Genomic DNA, 17,066 nt, shown 5'->3' with positions numbered 1-17,066 from the left:
CAGGGGGTGGCAGGGGTGCCGCCTGGTGAAACGCTGCAGAGGAAAAAACGGGGAGTTCTCTCGGGAAACTCCCCGCCCATTGACTCAAACACCAATCCTCAAAACCGCACGCCTGCTACCAGTTGAAAACCTCGTCCAACTCCTCATCCGTTACCATAAACGTGATGTTATGAGGAGGCAATTTTTCTTTGTGAAAGAAATCCGGCAGCCGGTCGTGCTCCGATGTGAACCCGGCCCGCACGTTGAAATCTCTTTCGGTTGTCAGAATCTTTTTCCCAAGAGCCACCACATCGTCTCCTGTCATCTCCAATCCGTAGAATGCATTCAACAGATCGATGAGGGCCTGGAAGGTCTCCGGCTGATCCAGAACGGCAAAGGCGATGAAGAGGCACATTCCCGTGGAATCGATGGCGGCCGTGGCGATCTGGAGGTTCCGGGAGAGTTCGATCTGCCCCTCGGGTTTCAAGGGGTCCACGCTGCCCCCGACCCCCAGGATATTGGTGGCCACGGCATATCCGGCCGTATGATCTGCGCCCATGGTGGTGGTGGCATAGGTCACGCCCATGCCCTGAACGGCTCTGGGATCATAGGCGGGCATGGCCTGACCCTTGACGACGGGCACCCTCTCCACGCCGAACACCCTGCCGGTCACCGCGGCACCGTTGCCCAGGATTCGGCCGAGCGGGGTCCCTTTGCCGACCTCCTTGAGAAGATTGATGGCGCCCTGGGCATCGCCGAATTTCGCAAGCCCCGCTTCCATTGCGACCGCGATGGTGGCGCCCATTTCAATGGTGTCCACCCCGAAATCATCGTCCATGCGGTCCATCATGGCGATGGCGTCGATATCGTCGATGCCGCAGTTGCCGCCGTGGGCCCAAACCGTTTCGTACTCGGGCTGTTTGGTCAGGAAGCGGCCGTTTTTATCATAAAAGGTGCCCGAGCAGCGGATCACGCAGCCCCGGTGGCAGCCATGGGTGGCCGAGCCTTCGCCGCCCCGGCTGTTTTCCAGGGCCGCCTGGGTCTCTCCGCTGATTTTGCCCGCACCTTCGAACTGGCCCTTGCTGAAATTGAGGGTGGGATACCCGCCCGCCTCGTTCAAGACATTCGTCAGCACGTTGGTGCCGAACGCCGGAAGCCCTTCTCCCGTGACCGGGTGCTTTTTCAGTCCCGCCACAAATTCCTTGTTGGCCGCCTTGAATTTTTCCGGATCCCTGGCCGGCCGCATCTTCATATCGGTGTCGTCCAGAATGATGGCCTTGACGCCCTTCGAGCCCATCACGGCACCGACGCCGCCCCGGCCCGCATGGCGCGTGGGACGTTGTTCCATATCGGTAAACGCCACCGATGCCGCGCTCAACTTCATTTCGCCGGCCGGACCGATGGAAATACAGGCGACCTTTTCCCCGTATGCCGCCCGTAATTTCTCGACCAGATCATAATTGCCCAGCATCTTCAAGCTGTTATCCGCCTCGATCTTTACCCCGTCCTTGTTGATGAGGATTTTGTAGAGGGTGTCATCTTTGGGTTTGCCCTCCAATACGATCGCCGCGTACCCCAGCCGCGCCAAGACCTGTGCCCCCTGGCCCCCGGAGTTGGATTCTTTGATCCCGCCGGTCAGGGGGCTTTTGCACCCCACGGAAATTCTCCCGGACATGGATGCAATGGTCCCGCTCAAGAGACCCGGCGCAATGACCAGCTTGTTGTCCTCCCCCAAGGGATGGCACGAGGGCGGCACTTCCTTGCCCACGATCATCGATGTCAACCCCCTGCCCCCGAGGCCGGCATAGTCGCCCAGTGGATCTTCCTTGATTTCAGGACCGCCGTCGGCCCCCATGTTGATTCTTAAAATTTTGTCCATAACGATCTTTCCTCCTGGTTTGGCATGAACCTCGCCGCCGTAGTGCCTCCGCAGGGCAACCCCATGCGGTTCCTCCCGGCAAGGGGCAGGCACGGGGGCCTGCCCCTACATTTCCTAATTACAACCCTGTTTTGTTAAACCGTCCATCCCCTGAAGCTGCCGGATGGCCTCGGACCGCACATCGTCCATCACCGTTTTGAGTGGAATATTCTTCTCGAGTGCCGCCCGCTTGCAGTCATCATACTCCGGGGTCAGGTTGATGATCCGGCCATTGCTCTCGGCCAGCTTAATATGAATGGGTCCATGAACCGTATCGATTTGTCGGATCTGTCTATGGGCCATGATGCGATTTTCCACCCGCCATCGCAGCCCGATGGTGGTGGTCTCTCTCATAAGGATATCCGAAAACTTTCCGACCGAATCCGGCAGGCAGATCACCGACAACAGGGTGCCGGGCCGGTTCTTCTTCATCTGGACGGATGTGAGAAAGACATCCAGCGCACCTTCACCCAGAAGCAGCCCCATCAGGTAATCATAGAGCTGGGGATTCATGTCGTCGATGTTGGTTTCGATCAACACGGTCTGCTCGACCTCGTAATCCCCCGTATCGTCCCTCGCTTCCCCAATGGCCACCCGGAGCAGGTTGGGAATGCCCGGGTCTGCCGTGCCGGCCCCGTAGCCGATTTGGTTCACGGCCATGGGGGGCATGGGGCCGAACCCCGATGCCAGCGTGGTCAGAATGGCCGCGCCGGTAGGGGTGAGCAGTTCGCCCTTCACGCCCGTGGAATAGACGGGTCTCCCCCGGATCAGTTCCAGGGTGGCCGGCGCCGGCACCGGCAGGGTGCCGTGGGCGCATTCGATGGTGCCGCTGCCCACGTGAAGGGGCGAACAGAAGACCTTGTCGATGCCCAGCGCGGTCAACCCGACGACGCCGCCCACCACGTCGATGATGGCGTCCATTGCCCCCACTTCATGAAAGTGGACCGATTCCACGCTCGATCGGTGAACCCGGGCTTCGGCCTCGGCCAGCCGGATGAAGATTGCCGTGCTCTTCTCCTTGACCGGTGCATCCAGATCGCTCTTCCCGATGATCTCCCGGATGTGGGAAAGATGGCGGTGATGGTGGTGATGGTGGTCCTGGTCGATGATGACATGGGCCTGACTGCCGCCGATCCCTTTCTTGACCACCTTTTCCACATCCAGTTCGTAATGGGATAAATGCAGTTTGGCGATCTCCTCCCGGAGGCGCTCAATGGTCAACCCCGCATCCAGCAGGGCGCCCAGGATCATATCCCCGCTGGCGCCGGCAAAACAATCAAAGTAGGCAATTTTCAAAAGACCCTCCGAACCGTATCCATAAGTGTTCCGTTATCCGTCACCCTTCCGTCGAAACGGCGTCCGTCCGGGATTCGACCGGGGCCGCGTTTCAGCCCATGCCTCAGGATGACTTCACCAGAGAGATTCTGGCGTCGGTCGTGCCGTCTTTTCTTTCCGGATGGTTCGCGGCGTCCGTTCCGGAGGACCGGTTTTCCAGGTGCCTTGCGCCGAGCTTGTTGATCAGGCTGGCCTGGTAGCCCGCGCCGAACCCGTTGTCGATATTGACCACCGACACTCCGGAAGCGCAACTGTTCAGCATGCAGAGCAGTGCGGCCACACCGCCGAAACTGGCCCCGTAACCGATGCTGGTGGGCACGCCGATGACCGGACAGGATACCAGTCCCCCCACGACGCTGGTCAAAGCGCCTTCCATGCCCGCCACCACCACTGCGACGTTGGCCTGGAAGAGATCCTCCCGGACGTTCAGGATCCGGTGAATGCCGGCCACCCCGGCATCGTAGATGCGATTGACCCGGTTGCCCAGGGTTTCCGCGGTGACCGCCGCCTCTTCGGCCACGGGAATATCCGAGGTGCCGGCGGTGACGACGGCGATATTTCCCACGCGATCGACCTCCCTGGGATGGATGACCACGATGCGGGCCATGGCGTGGTATTCGCAGTCCTCCGTCACCTCCCGGATGCCCTCGTACACCTCGCGACTCGCCCGGGTCGCCAGGATGTTGTCATGATGACGCAAAAGCCGTTGAATGATGCCCTGGGTCTGTTCAATGGTCTTGCCCTCGCAATAGATCACCTCCGACACGCCGGTGCGCAGGCAGCGGTGATGGTCGATCCTGGCGTATCCGAGATTTTCAAACGGAAGCTTCTTCAGTTGCTGCATGGCCGCGTCCAGATCCGTCTGACCGCTTTGGACCCGTTTCAGCAATTCCATGAGGTGCTGGTTATCCATTGGCGACTCCTTCCCCCCGTGTGTTCTGTTCCATGCCGGCCGGTGCGTCAATGACGCGGTTTAGACTTCCGGTGGCATACCCCTCCAGATCCAGGGCCACGAATTTAAATCCCAGGGCCCTGAGACGGGCTGCCACCCGGCGGCGAATGTCCTTGTCCATGAAGCGATCAACGGCTTCGGCCTCGACCTCGATGCGGGCCGTGTCTCCCTCGTGCCGGATTCTTACCTGCCATGAAATGTCCAGCTCCCGGATGAAGGACTCCCCCGCATCCACCTGTTCCAATTTTTCGGCCGTAATCGAATGCCCGTAGGGAATCCGAGATGCGAGGCATGCATAGGCGGGCTTGTTCCAGGTGGGGAGCCCCAGCCATCGGGAGCATTGGCGAATCTCGCCCTTGGTCATGCCGGCCTCCCGCAGGGGACTGCGAACCCCCAGTTCCCTGGCGGCCCGGCTCCCGGGGCGATAGTCGGCCGCGTCATCCACGTTTTCACCATCCACCACCCAGGGGATCCCGTGTTCGAATGCCAGCCCGACGAGTTCTCCGAAACGGCTTTTTTTGCAGATGTAGCACCTGTCCGGGGAATTTTCGACAAATGCCGGGATCGAGAGTTCATGCGAGGCGATCTCCAGATGGCGAACGCCCATGGCACGGGTGATTTCGACGGCATCCCGCTTTTCGTGCGCCGGTGTGGTCGCCGACAGGGCCGTCACCGCGACAACCCGGTCCCCCAGCTCGTCGGCTGCGACTTTCAGGAGCAGGGTGCTGTCCACCCCCCCGGAAAAGGCCACCAGGACCTGTCCCATCTCCCGCAGGATCGTCCGCAGGCGTTCATGCCCGGCCCGGCCCACCGCCGACACTTCAGGCATCTCGTTCATCTCTTTTCTCTTTCATGCGGAGTTCCCCGCGCCCGCCGCCTTCACCCGAACGCAGTTTTCCAGGCATCCGGGATCCGCCACGCCCAGTTTCCGCTGGGTATGGTAGGCGATGGCGGGGCATCCGCCGTGGCAGAGATCGAACCGATGACAGGATTCGCAGGATTTGATCTCCAGCCCTCTGAACGATTGAAAAACAGGGGACTGACGCCAGATATCGCCGAACGACGATTCCGGCACCGCGCCGGCCCGAAAGTCGGGTTCCTGGAGAAAGGCGCAGGGATAGACGCCGCCCTCGGGAGAGATGCAGCAGGTCAGTTTGCACGCCCCGCACATATTGAGCCCCAGGGATCGCCTGGTTTCGGTGGAGACGGAAAAAAAGGAGTCGCCGGTGGAGACCCCCAGGTGGCGGCCGAGCCAGTCGGAGAAGGCAAGCATCTGTTCCCCCGTGACATTCAGCCGCGACCAGGACTGCTTGCCTCTCCCCGACGGCCTGAACCGGGAGACCCGAAGCTTGGCGCCGTATTCGGTCGCCAGCGAGGTCATCCGGTCCAGTTCGGGAAAGCTGAGCCGTGTCAGGACGGTATTGATGCTGACCTCGATATTTCTTTCCCGCAGACATGCCAGGGCATTCAGGACCTTCTGGAAACTGCCCCTGCCCCGGATGGGATCATTGGATTCGGGGGAGGCCCCATCCAGGCTGACCTGGATGTATACCAGCCGGTGGTCGAGTCTTCGCGCGATATCCCGGTCGATCAGGGTGCCGTTGGTGCTGATGCAGGTGACCATTCCCCTGTCGTGGGCGTAATCCATGAGATCGAGAAAATCCGGCCGCATGAAGGGCTCTCCGCCCCCGATATTGAACTGAAAGACCTTCATGGCGGACAGGGCATCGATGACCTGACGGCATTCTTCGGTGGAGAGCTCCGCCGCCCGCTTTTTCCCCGAATCCGACAAACAGTGGATGCAGGAGAGATTGCAGGCGTACGTCACCTCCCAGGTGACGTTGACGGGCGCCGAGAGGCCCATCTCAACATACTGATTGCCCATGGATGAGCCCCTTTCTTTCGAGTTTTTCCAGTACCTGCTCCACCTGATCCTGTATCCATTTCCGGGGCCAGGGCATTTCCGCGCAGAGGATGTCCAGGAGGTCCGCCACCCGCTGCCTGCCCTCGAAAAACGCATCGGTGATCAGATTCTTTGACGGCACGAAATAGAGCCGGGGACCGCGATAATCGTAAAACAGGAGCCCAAAGACCTCGTTCCGAACCTGAACACCCTCCGCCAGCCGGTATACCGAATCCAGATGCATGGCTTCCCCTGACATATTGGGTTAATAGATCCCGCAAATCCCGTCCACGGCCAGCTCTTCGATGGTGATCTCCTCGAGGAACGGGGGGGCGATGGTCTGCTGGTTTTGGGTATCGGTCTCTTTTTTCTGCTCCAGGGTTTCCTTGATGTCTTTCTCTTTGATCTGCATGATGTTTTGCTCCTTCAATGATGAGGGTTGAAATGATGCGGGTTAGCATTAAGGGTTGAAAAAATGTCCGCCGGAGGGGATGCTCAAGGCGCCTGCGCCGTCCATCCCTGATCCACGGTGATCACGTTGCCGGTGATGTTCTGCGAGTCTTCCGTGCACAGCCAGAGCACGGCCCGGCCGATATCCTCGGGCGTAAGTTCGCGATCTTTCAGCAGGTGACCTGCAAAAAACTGCTCTTTGCCGTCTTCGTCGCCCATGCCGAAGCTTTCAGCGATTCCTTTCATCATGGGGGTCCACACGGTACCCGGACAGACCACGTTGGCGTTGATGTTGTGATCGGCCACCTCCATGGCGATGGATTTGTTCAGCCCGATGATGCCGTGTTTCGCGGCGCAATAGTGGCCGCCCATGCCGAACCCGCGCTGACCGCCCACGGATGAGATACTGACCACCTTCCCGCTGTGCTGGCCGATCATGTGGGGAAGCACAAAGTGGCAGCACTGGTACATGCCTTTCAGGTGGGTGTCGACGACCTCATCCCACACCTCCTCCGCCATCTCGGCGATAGCCACCATGGAGGTGTTGCCGGCATTGTTGATGAGGATGTCGATTCTGCCGAAGGTTTTCAACACCTGATCCACCATGGCGGAAACATCCGATGCCTTGCGCACGTCGCATTTGACGCCCAGGGCTTGGCGGCCCATCCCCCGGATTCCCTCCACCGCTTCCGCCATGATTTCGGGCGTGGACAGCTTGTAGGGCAGGGTTTTCATATCCTCGCAAATGTCGGCAATCGCGATGTCCGCGCCCTCTTCTGCCAGACACCTGGCAATGGCCAGGCCATTGCCGCGCGCCCCGCCGGTGACAATGGCAACCTTCCCTTCCAGTTTCATAAATCCGCTCCTTTCTTGATGTCAACAACCTGTGTTACCCATTTTGAGACAGCACGGCCGTGGAATTGCCCCGGCTTCCTTACCGGACGATCATCAGACGGTCTGGGCCAATTCCTGAAGGTCAAATTGTTCGCCGACCTGCTGGAGGCTGAAATTGATCTCCTGGAGGTCATCCTTCAGGGAATCAAACCCATATTCCTGTATCTGAAAATCGAGCTGTCCCTCGAGGCTGAAGATCAGATGAAGGATGTTGAGCAACTGCACATATTCCGGGTGATTCCTCAGCACCGGCATATACCGGCCCATCATGTCGCCGGGAGCCAGCTCCCGCAGCCCCCATCGGAGCGTTTCCTCGTCCACCTTCTGAAGCATGACCCCTCTGAGAAGCACGCCGGCGCGAACACCCATGCGCGTGATATCCTTCACCATCTCCTGATCCGCTGGATTCAAGCCCATTGCCTTCTCCTCAGGTCATCCGAACCTTCATCGTCTTGACGTGTTTGATGGTCTGCTCGAGTTTTTCGGCCAGCGGCGCAATCATGGCTTCGGCCTCCGCAGGATCCTGAGCCGCGGCCAGTTTATCCTTGATGCCCTCCAGCTCTTCCGCCGCCCTCTGCATATCCTCGTTCCCCTTCTGGGTTTTGAAGAAGAGTTTGGTGGCCAGGGGGTCCAGTTGATCCGCCAACCCCGTCAATTTGTCTTTCAGTACCCCCACCGAGGTCTTTTGGGCGATTTCCCTGAAGTTCTGGCTGATTTCCCTGACGTAGTGGGTTCCCATTTTTTGTTCGTTCAATGTTCATCTCCTTTTGACGAATTTTACGTATAATAACGAATCGATAGGTATCCGATTCGAAAATTCCCGTGCTGCTGACGACCGGGCATGCCGGCCGGTTACTTGCCCGTGATGATGGTCATGCCCGCCGGCGGATGATGGTGGCTGTGAGCCGCCGCATCCCCGTGGCGGGGGTGATGGGGGTGATGACATCCCGATCCGGGACAGGGGGCGCTCGCCGCTTCAGGGGGCGCCTCCGCCACCACTTTGGGCGGAAGCTGTTTTGCCAGCGTTTCCGCGATCTCCACAAACGCTCTTGCGGTGAGACTTCCCTGGTGAAGATCGACCACCGGCACCCCGGTGTCGGCCGCTTCAGAAAAGAGCGGGTCGATGGGGATGGACCCCAGGAAGGGGATCTCCATCATCTTGGCCAGTTGTTTCCCTTTGTCTTTTCCGAAAAGATAGACGGTATCCCCGCACCCGCAGGTATAGGAACTCATATTCTCAATCAGGCCGAGCACTTTGGCGCCCAGGGTTCGGGAGGCATTGATCGCCTTGGAGCAGACCAGCGTGGAGACCTCCTGGGGGGTCGTCACGATGACCACGCCGTCCAGGTCGGGGATCGATTTGAGAATGGCGATGGGTTCATCCCCCGTGCCCGGCGGCAGGTCCACCAGGAGGAAGTCGAGCGCGCCCCATTTGGCGGCGGATAAAAGCTGCCGGATGGTCCGGCTTTTGGTCTGGCCCCGCCACATGACCGGGGTCATGTCCCCCGGCCAGAAAAGGGCCACCGAAAGCGCCTTGATCCCGGATCGGGTGGTCACCGGGTTGAGCCAGAATGCGCCGTCGAGCTTGGCTTCCTGCTTAATCCCCAGCATCTTGGGAACGCTCGGGCCGTGGAGATCCGCATCAAAAATGCCCACCCGGAGGCCCATATTTTTCAGCGCGGCCGCCAGGTTCACGGTGGCCGCCGTTTTCCCCACCCCGCCCTTGCCGGACAATATGGCGATCTTGTATTTCACGTATTTCAATGCGTCGGCAATCGACCCGTCCATCATCAACTGTCGTTTTTGCCTGTCAACGAATTCCTTGCGGTCCAACTCCATCCCGTCCTCCCCCATTATTTCCATATTATGACAAACGGTTAAGGCTTTCGCCCTTTATCCCTACACCCATCCGCTCGGCGTGTTCGATAACCTCCTCGAAAACCGTCTCGTCGATCCGGGGCGTGACTGCGGCGTTCTCCTTGATAACGGCAAAGGTGGCCGCATCCAGGGCCACCGGATCATGAGACGCCATGAACCCAATATTTGCCAGCAGCGGCGATTCGCTGAAGGGGTAATACTCCGGCTGGGGCGTGATATCCCACAGAAAATTGACATAAAATACGCGGTCTTCCATGGCGGTCCTGACCGCCATATGGCTTTCCAGCGCCCGGATGCGAAACGCCCTGAGCTCCTCCGGTGAAGGTCGCTGCCCGTTGAACAGGTAGGGGTTCAGCCCCTTGAGCACCCGGGTGCGTGCCCGGGCCGAGAGGCAGTCGAATCCGCCGTTATAGAGGGCGCCGCTTAAACCGAACAGCGGGTTGAGGGTCACATGCGAGAGTACCCACAGGGCGTCGCTTCGGCAGACGGCCGTTCCCACCTCCACCCCGCCCAGCCCGGAATCGTCGCCACAGGGAAAAAGGTCCCCTTCATCACCGCTGAATCCCCCGTTGATGACGAAATGGCCGCCCAGGGTTTCGCTCGAGTATCCCGTAAGGTTGCTCATCTCAAAAAACGCATTGCCCCCCGCACGCTTCCAGTAGTCCACCAATCGCTGGCCGTCGCATATGGCGGGCCGCTGTTTTGTCGCAATCCGAGCCAGATCGGACAGGGTGCGGATAAAACTCGGGCGCAATCCGTATTCATACCCTGATTCCGATGTATTTACCTTCAAGGCCACCCGCATGCCCTCGGACAACCTGCGGGTCGCCGCCGCCGCATCGGCCAGCCGACGGATCTTGTGCTCCACCGTATTGTCAAAGGACACGTGCTGATTGTCCACCCAGACCACATCACTCATATCGGTTGCCTTTTTGCATAAGGGTTCATGTTTTCCCGCGCCTCGGCATTGGGGATCCGGGGGGGCCGTAACGGCCTCCCCCTTGAGGTGCCGATTTATTCGGGTTTTGCACCCTTGAACGGGTCATATTTCTTCCACTCGTTGAACACCCATTCCTTGTTGTATTCCTTTCGTCTGAACGGCATGACCTCCGTGGCCAGATCGTGCCGATGGAACGTATCCCTCAGCCTGACGGTCGTGGGTTTATGGCTGCCGTCGCGAACCTGCCACTTGGCGGCATTTTCCGGGGTCAGAACCGGTTCGTAATGGATCAGTTCATATTTCTGGGTCCCCAGACCGATCTTTTCACCCGCGGCCATGGTGATGCGCGGACTGAAACCGTTGATCACGCGGAATTTGTCATCGCCTGGTTTGAGCCCCTTTTCGGCGGCCACGGATCCCGGATTGATCGGCATATTGTCGATGGCGTCCAGTGTCGCCATTTCAAGGGCAATCATGTCCTTGCCGGCAAAAAGGCCCACATCCGGGCATACCGCCAGGCCGGCCCACGGAAAGCAGTCGCATTCCGGAACCACGTCGATGGCGTGGTTGATATAGCCCACTTTGCCGCGCTCGAAGCACTTGAGGGCGCCCAGGGCCGCGTCCGCATGGGCGATCATGGCATTGGGGAAGTAATTTTCCTCGAAGGTGATGCCGGTCATGCCGGAGAAGATGCAGGTCACCTGGCAGGAATAGCACAGCCGGCACCTTTCAGGGAACCATTGCTTGCCGTGCTCCGTCACCTTGTGAGCGTTTCTCGGGCAGGAATCATCGCACATCTGATGAAATTTACACGCCTTGCCCGGACAGTTATCCGTGAACTTGGGCCAGCCGATGGCATCGTGGGGATCTCCCCAGTGGGCCAGATGGGTGATGTACTTGCCCCGCTTCGACTGACAGCCGATTCCCAGTTGTTTCAAGACCCCGCCGTACATGGTAATGGAATGCCCGCGGGCATGGGCCAGGACAATCATGGCATCCGCCTCCGCGATGGCCCGCCCCACATAGGTTTCTTTCAGAATGAGCCCCTCGGGGAGATCGACCCGGTAATCATCCTCACCGGCATATCCGTCCGCGATCAACACCGGGCAGCCGAAGGTAGCGTCGGTATAGCCGTGGCGAATCGCCCCTTCCATCTGGTACTGGGAAATCGCCATGCTGTTGTGGGTATGGTAGGAAAGGGTGGTGTCGTTGACGACATAGGGATGACCGCCGCAAGCCTTGACCTCCTCCACGATGGCGGCGATATATTCCGGCCGCAGAACGGCCGTCCGGTTATACTCGCCGTAGTGGATCTTGATGGCGACCTCGTCCCCCTTGTCAAAGCATTCGTTCAGCTTGGCTTCGTAAAAGAGGTCCTTTGACTTGCAGATCATGGATTCGGTCCAGTTGGTAGCGTTCGCCTCCGCAAACCAGACCTTGCCGGGTCCCTTTTCGGTAAACGGCCCCCATTTCTCTTTCGGCGGTTTCCAGCTTTTTGCCTGATAGTTGTCGCGACCTCCGTCGACCGGCCCCTTCATCTCGGTCCATTTGGTCGGTTCGCATTTGTAATCAGTCATCGATGCTTCCTCCTCGCAGTTTGGGTGTTAACGGTTTTTTCGCTGCCTCTTCAAATGCCGCGACGCATGCCGACGGCCTCCCATGACCTCTGAAATACATCCCCCCTCCCCTGTGCTGAAAGATTAGAGACAAACCGTACCCAAATGAGTTCAGCAAATGCCGTACCATCCTCTTTGAATACCGCCAGTCGATGGAACCGCACGAAAACCAATTTTCAAGATTGTTTTATAATATCAATTTTATATATGCAAAACCACCCGGTAGAAATTGTCTAAAATCGGGCGGAAGAAAAAAAACGCAGAATGGGCCGTGAATGGGGGCTGAGGTGATCCGGGTGATGGTAATTCCGAAATTTATAATATAAAATATTGTTATTGCTTGTATTTATTTAGCAATCCGCTGATGGGGCCAAAATGGACACCCAACCACATGCCCCCTTCCTTGCCGGAGAATGGAGTCGTTTTCAAGGAGGAGCTCCGGGTCAGGAGAAGATCTTGAACTTGTGTATTTTCTTGTAGAGGGTCTTGCGGTTGATTCCCAGAATGTCGGCCGCCTGGGACTGATTGCCTTCGGTCTCCGCCAGGACGGCGATGATGTGGTTTTTTTCCATCTCTTCAAGGGTTTTGGGCTGCCTTGTTGGCGCTTTTCGATGGGCCGCAAGATGGCGGGGAAGATCGTCCGGCAGGATAACGTCTGTGTCGGCAAAAATCAGGGCTTTGGTGATCACCGATTTCAACTCCCGGATATTGCCGGGCCAGTTGTACCGGGCCAGAATCTCCAGGGCGTCGGAAGACATCCTGATCTTGCTGTCCCCTGCGCCGTATACCTCGATCACTTTGGCGACGAGCAGGGGAATGTCCTCGGGGCGCTGGCGCAGGGGCGGGATCGTCAGGGAGACGACATCCATCCGGTAGAGGAGATCTTTTCGCAGTTGACCTTTTTGCACTGCGTCACACAAATCGACGTTGGTGGCCAGAATGATGCGCGCATCGACCTGAATTTCACTGGTTTCCCCGACGCGCCGAAACCGGCCGGTCTCCAGAAAGCGGAGAAATTTTTTCTGAAGATCGAGGTCGATATTCCCGATTTCATCCAGAAAGAGGGTGCCTTTGTCGCTCTGCTCGACCAGGCCCCGTTTTTGTTCATCGGCCCCTGAAAAGGCGCCTTTCCGATGCCCGTACAGCTCGCTCTCGGCCAGGTTTTCATTGAGCATGCCGCAGTCGAGAACAACAAAAGGCGCCTTTTTCCGGGGGCTTCCCTGGTGGATCTGGGTGGCCAGCACGTCCTTCCCCACGCCGGTTTCTCCCTGAATCAACACGGTGGCATCGGTGGGGGCGATACGGTCCACGGCCCTGTATATCTCTGCCATGGCCGGACTGGGGCATCGGATGCCCCTGCCGTCGCCTGCGCAAACGCTGCCGGCCGTTGTTTTGGGTTCGCACTGCGCGGCCCGCCGGTCTTGAATGGCATGCTTCGCCAGGGTCACCAGTTCGTCAAGCTTGAAGGGTTTGGTGACATAATCCCTCGCGCCGAGCTTGAGCGACATCACCGCCGATTCGACCTCTCCGTGGCCGGTAATCATGATGACTTCCGCGGCCGATGATTTCTGCTTCAATCGCCGCAGGGTCTCGATGCCGTCCATATTCGGGAGCTTGAGGTCCAGAAAGACGATATCGAACTTCTGCTGGTAAAAGCGTTCGAGTCCCTCTTCCCCGCTGCCGGCCGTTACGACCTCAAACCCTTCCAGTGTGAATTCGCTCTGAATCAGATGACGAATGTTTTTTTCATCATCGATGGCCAGAATTTTTCCATGCGCCATAACGCAGTTTCCTTTTCCATTTTTTGGATATTCAGCGCCTCCCTCACGTCAATGCGGCCGGAAAACGGAACGTCAGCAGACGACCGCCGTCGCTCGCCTGCATGGATCTGATGTCGCCCCGATGGTGGTGGATGATGCTGTAACAGATTGACAAATCCATTCTTTCCCCGGCTTTTGCGACACGTCCATCCAGGGCCTGATAGGTCGGGCACCCTGAAAATTCATGGGTAAGGCTCCCATCCGGGTCAGACAGCAGGATATCGATTTTTTCCCCATCATTTCGCGCTTCGACCCACAGATCCCCGCCTGCGGTCATGGCATTGAACAATTGCTTGAACAGATTCAGGAAAAGATGTTTCAACTGGCCTCTTTTCCCGATCATTTTATTGAAACCGGCGGCCAGGTGGTTCTCGAAGACAATGCGGATATGGTGATCCTTGGCATGCTGGCGGATCAGGGAGAGGGTATCCCGGATGATCTGATCAATCTCGATGGGTTCGTATTCATCGGATGCGCTGCTGCTGAATTCCCGGAGGTTCTGGATGATGTCCTTGCACCGGTAAGCCTCGCTGTTGATAATCTCCAGGTATTCCTTGAAGGATGCCACTATCTTATCGTCCTGAAGCAGGTCCTTGGTCCTCAGGCGCTTGAGCAGCCCCTCGGAAAAGCCGGCAATGGATGTCAGGGGATTGTTGATTTCATGGGCGAGGCTCGTGGCCAAAAAGCCCACGGAAACCATCCGATCTGTCTGCATCAATTTGAATTCATATTTTTTTCTTTCCGTGATATCCCGCATGATCAGGATGATCTCCTCCACCTTGCCAAAGGCATCCGAGATGGGCGAGGTGGTCCATTCATAATATCGACCGGCCAGCCTTCCCTTTTTGAACATATGCTCCCCGCGAAGCATTTCACCGGTCTCGAGCGTTTTCAGGACCGGGCAATTGGGGCACCGCCGGTCTCTCTGGTAGAAGATCTGGTGACAATTCATCTCCGGCTTCGAACTCTCCGGAAACATTTCTTTCTGCACCCGGTTGGTAAAAGCGATATTCAACCCCCGGTCCAGGATCGTGACGCCGTCTACCATGCTGTTGAAAATCGCATCCAGCCGGCTGTGCCGCCGGGCGAGCTGAATATTAAGTTTTTCGAGCTCCTTTATCTTGGACCGCACCTCTTTGAAGTAACCGATCTTGGAATGGCCCAACCCCTTGAAGTCGGGTGAGGATGGGGTTTTCTTCTCCGCCATATCACGACTCCCTGAATCTACCAGACCTCGCGGTACATGGCCTCGATATCGCGAGTTGAATAGGTGCACGGATTGGTCAGCATGCAGATATCCTGCTGGGCCATTTCGGCCATCATCGGGATATCGTCGGATGACACGCCCAGTTCTGCGAGATGCCTGGGAAGCCCCAGCCTGCTGATCAATTCCTCAATTTTTTCGGGTACGTGAAAAGCCGCCTCCGCCGTGCTCATGCCGCGGGTTTTCACCCCCAGGGCCCTGGCCATGACGGCGAATTTGTCATGGGCATGATCGAGATTGCGGCGAACCACCGCCGGCAGCAGGACGGAATTGACAACCCCGTGATGCAGGTCGTAGATCCCGCCCACCGGATGGGCCAGGGCATGAACTGCGCCGAGGATGGCGTTCGAAAAGGCGATGCCGGCCTCCAGGCAGGCAACGGCCATCCCCTCCAAGGCAACAATATCTTTGGTTTCCGCGGCCCTTACCAGATGCTCGTTGACCAGCTCGATGGCATGGACGGCATGGGGGTCCGTCATGGGCCAGGACAAAGAGGAGACATAGGCCTCGATGGCGTGGGTCAGGGTGTCCATGCCTGTCGCCGCGATGAGCTCCTGCGATTTGGTCTGGAGCAGGGTGGGATCGATGATGGAAATATCCGGCATGATGACCCGGCTCAGGATGCACATCTTCATTTTTTCCCGGCTGTCCAGCAACACGGCGAACTGGCTCACATCCGCCCCGGTCCCGGCCGTCGTCGGCGCGCAGATCAGCGGCGGAATCGGCTGGGAAACGAGATTGCAGCCGACGAAATCCTTGACGCTCCCGTAATTCGTGGCCAATACACCGATCCCTTTGGCCGTGTCGATGGTGCTGCCGCCGCCCACCGCCACAATCACATCACATTTTTTCTGAAGGTATAGCTTCGCCCCCTGATCGACCTGAAAATCACGCGGATTGCCGACCACATTGTCGTACACCACACAGTCAAGCCGCATGCGCTTCAGGTATTGGAGGGTCTGGTCCACCCAGCCGGCCCGGATAATGCCCGGATCGGTGACCAGGAAGATCTTCTCCCCGCCCAGCCGCGCGGCGCAACGCCCGATCACGGACAACGCGCCAGGACCGTAGATGATCTCGGGGATATCGAATTTCAGCAGATCGTCGACACTGTATGCCATCGGGTTCCATCCTCTGAGGGCTCGCAGGAACAGGGATCGCCCCCGGATGACGGGAGCCGCCCGGCCGGAAATCCGGGCATCATCGCATGCGACGTCCCAAACGGATATCATCAAGCAGCCGGTACGGCAACAGTTTAGGCGATCATCCGATCAGGATTCAACGCCGGATCCTCCGCCCGGCGCCAGCACATACCCCAGCCAGAATCTTCCCGTACTGTCGACCGAGGGGCTTCGCAGAAAGTGGCGGACCTCCATGCCCAGGCGGGCGAACAAGGCCCTCAGCGCGCCGTCGCGCCACAGGTAAAAGGCCCGGCCGCGCCGGTCGATGAAGGAGCCCGTCCCCTCCTTGAGAGACGCGTAGAGCCGGCCTCCCCCGGCGGGGCCTCCTCCGGAAGGATTGCAGCCGATGAAAGCCCGCGAGATGTTTTCCAGGGCCGGCCCCAGGTTTTCACGGGGAATGTGGACCAGTGCCCCGGACAGCAGGACGGCATCCACCGACGCCCCCGAAAAATCGTAGGTTTCGAAATCCCCCTCGATCACCTCGCATCCGGAGGCCTCTCTGGCCAAGGCGGCCATGCCGCGGGACCGTTCAAAGCCCACCGGCCGGAACCCCCGCTGCTTCAGCCACAGCAGGTCCCGGCCCGAACCGCACCCCACGTCCAGAACCCGGGCACCGGGGGCAAGCCGCCGGACAAACGGCCCCAGAAAGGATTCCGGGTCGATGAAAAAGGTTTCCGCAGCATAGGCCTGGAAATGGCTTTCGTAGTAATCCGTCATATGGGCTTTCAGACCTCCAGGGCGGGGCACGCCTCGCCCCTGCAGTTGAAACACCGGCCGGCAACACCCCTAAAACCGGATCAGCTCCGCCCCGGCCAGCCGCGCCGCGACGTCGTCCTTCCACCCCCGGCCGTCCAGGGCTTCCGCCAGGGCGACGGCCAGGTGGACAGGCCTTACGCCCCGCTGGCGGCCCAGCCCGTTCAGGCAGGCCGGGCAATT

The 17,066-nt window shown here is 58.7% G+C and carries 17 protein-coding genes; all 17 read right to left on the bottom strand.

The annotated features are described in order from the left end of the window. Window positions 1–115: 115 nt before the first annotated feature. The 17 genes from ACEW8N_RS19765 to ACEW8N_RS19685 all read right to left on the bottom strand — a co-directional run bounded on the left by ACEW8N_RS19765 (window position 116) and on the right by ACEW8N_RS19685 (window position 16,847). On the bottom strand, window positions 116–1,858 hold the full coding sequence (locus ACEW8N_RS19765) for an aldehyde ferredoxin oxidoreductase family protein (RefSeq protein WP_373501588.1): 1,743 nt from the start codon (window positions 1,856–1,858) through the stop codon (window positions 116–118). A gap of 114 nt (window positions 1,859–1,972) precedes the next feature. Then, window positions 1,973–3,193: a nickel pincer cofactor biosynthesis protein LarC gene (gene larC, locus ACEW8N_RS19760; protein ID WP_373501587.1), complete on the bottom strand. Its 1,221-nt coding sequence runs from the start codon at window positions 3,191–3,193 to the stop codon at window positions 1,973–1,975. 103 nt (window positions 3,194–3,296) lie between these two features. Continuing rightward, entirely contained in the window at window positions 3,297–4,145 is an 849-nt protein-coding gene (gene larB, locus ACEW8N_RS19755) for a nickel pincer cofactor biosynthesis protein LarB (RefSeq protein WP_373501586.1), read from the bottom strand. After that, window positions 4,138–5,022 (bottom strand): ATP-dependent sacrificial sulfur transferase LarE, encoded by an 885-nt coding sequence (gene larE, locus ACEW8N_RS19750; protein ID WP_373501585.1) that lies wholly within the window; start codon window positions 5,020–5,022, stop codon window positions 4,138–4,140. The genes larB and larE overlap by 8 nt, the downstream gene beginning before the upstream one ends. A 12-nt stretch (window positions 5,023–5,034) precedes the next feature. Then, entirely contained in the window at window positions 5,035–6,069 is a 1,035-nt protein-coding gene (gene mftC, locus ACEW8N_RS19745; protein ID WP_373501584.1) for a mycofactocin radical SAM maturase, read from the bottom strand. Continuing rightward, a complete protein-coding gene (gene mftB, locus ACEW8N_RS19740) occupies window positions 6,050–6,331 on the bottom strand; it encodes a mycofactocin biosynthesis chaperone MftB (RefSeq protein ID WP_373501583.1) in 282 nt (93 codons plus the stop codon). Before mftB ends, mftC begins: the two co-directional genes overlap by 20 nt. A gap of 21 nt (window positions 6,332–6,352) precedes the next feature. Next, window positions 6,353–6,499: a variant-type mycofactocin precursor gene (gene mftA / locus ACEW8N_RS19735; RefSeq protein ID WP_373501582.1), complete on the bottom strand. Its 147-nt coding sequence runs from the start codon at window positions 6,497–6,499 to the stop codon at window positions 6,353–6,355. Window positions 6,500–6,582: 83 nt separating this feature from the next. After that, window positions 6,583–7,392, bottom strand: coding sequence for a mycofactocin-coupled SDR family oxidoreductase (locus ACEW8N_RS19730; protein WP_373501581.1), 810 nt, complete (start codon window positions 7,390–7,392; stop codon window positions 6,583–6,585). Between the two features lie 93 nt (window positions 7,393–7,485). After that, entirely contained in the window at window positions 7,486–7,848 is a 363-nt protein-coding gene (locus ACEW8N_RS19725) for a hypothetical protein (protein ID WP_373501580.1), read from the bottom strand. Window positions 7,849–7,858: 10 nt separating this feature from the next. After that, the gene (locus ACEW8N_RS19720) at window positions 7,859–8,185 is read right to left on the bottom strand and encodes a hypothetical protein (RefSeq protein WP_373501579.1); all 327 of its coding nucleotides are present in this window, start codon (window positions 8,183–8,185) and stop codon (window positions 7,859–7,861) included. 98 nt (window positions 8,186–8,283) lie between these two features. Then, window positions 8,284–9,270 (bottom strand): Mrp/NBP35 family ATP-binding protein, encoded by a 987-nt coding sequence (locus tag ACEW8N_RS19715; RefSeq protein ID WP_373501578.1) that lies wholly within the window; start codon window positions 9,268–9,270, stop codon window positions 8,284–8,286. Between the two features lie 25 nt (window positions 9,271–9,295). After that, a complete protein-coding gene (locus ACEW8N_RS19710) occupies window positions 9,296–10,228 on the bottom strand; it encodes a DUF362 domain-containing protein (RefSeq protein WP_373501577.1) in 933 nt (310 codons plus the stop codon). Between the two features lie 95 nt (window positions 10,229–10,323). Then, on the bottom strand, window positions 10,324–11,826 hold the full coding sequence (locus ACEW8N_RS19705) for a DUF362 domain-containing protein (protein WP_373501576.1): 1,503 nt from the start codon (window positions 11,824–11,826) through the stop codon (window positions 10,324–10,326). A 482-nt stretch (window positions 11,827–12,308) separates the two neighbouring features. Then, the gene (locus ACEW8N_RS19700) at window positions 12,309–13,646 is read right to left on the bottom strand and encodes a sigma-54-dependent transcriptional regulator (RefSeq protein WP_373501575.1); all 1,338 of its coding nucleotides are present in this window, start codon (window positions 13,644–13,646) and stop codon (window positions 12,309–12,311) included. A gap of 43 nt (window positions 13,647–13,689) precedes the next feature. Then, window positions 13,690–14,892 (bottom strand): histidine kinase dimerization/phospho-acceptor domain-containing protein, encoded by a 1,203-nt coding sequence (locus ACEW8N_RS19695; protein WP_373501574.1) that lies wholly within the window; start codon window positions 14,890–14,892, stop codon window positions 13,690–13,692. A gap of 17 nt (window positions 14,893–14,909) precedes the next feature. Continuing rightward, complete coding sequence (locus ACEW8N_RS19690) at window positions 14,910–16,070, bottom strand: iron-containing alcohol dehydrogenase (protein WP_373501573.1); 1,161 nt, start codon at window positions 16,068–16,070, stop codon at window positions 14,910–14,912. Between the two features lie 150 nt (window positions 16,071–16,220). Beyond that, complete coding sequence (locus ACEW8N_RS19685; RefSeq protein ID WP_373501572.1) at window positions 16,221–16,847, bottom strand: class I SAM-dependent methyltransferase; 627 nt, start codon at window positions 16,845–16,847, stop codon at window positions 16,221–16,223. Window positions 16,848–17,066 lie beyond the last annotated feature (219 nt).

It is taken from the genome of Desulfococcus sp., from assembly GCF_041737845.1.
Lineage (GTDB): Bacteria > Desulfobacterota > Desulfobacteria > Desulfobacterales > Desulfococcaceae > Desulfococcus.
The sequence above is the reverse complement of the archived record's forward strand: the minus strand, read 5'-3'. Positions and strand labels throughout refer to the sequence as shown.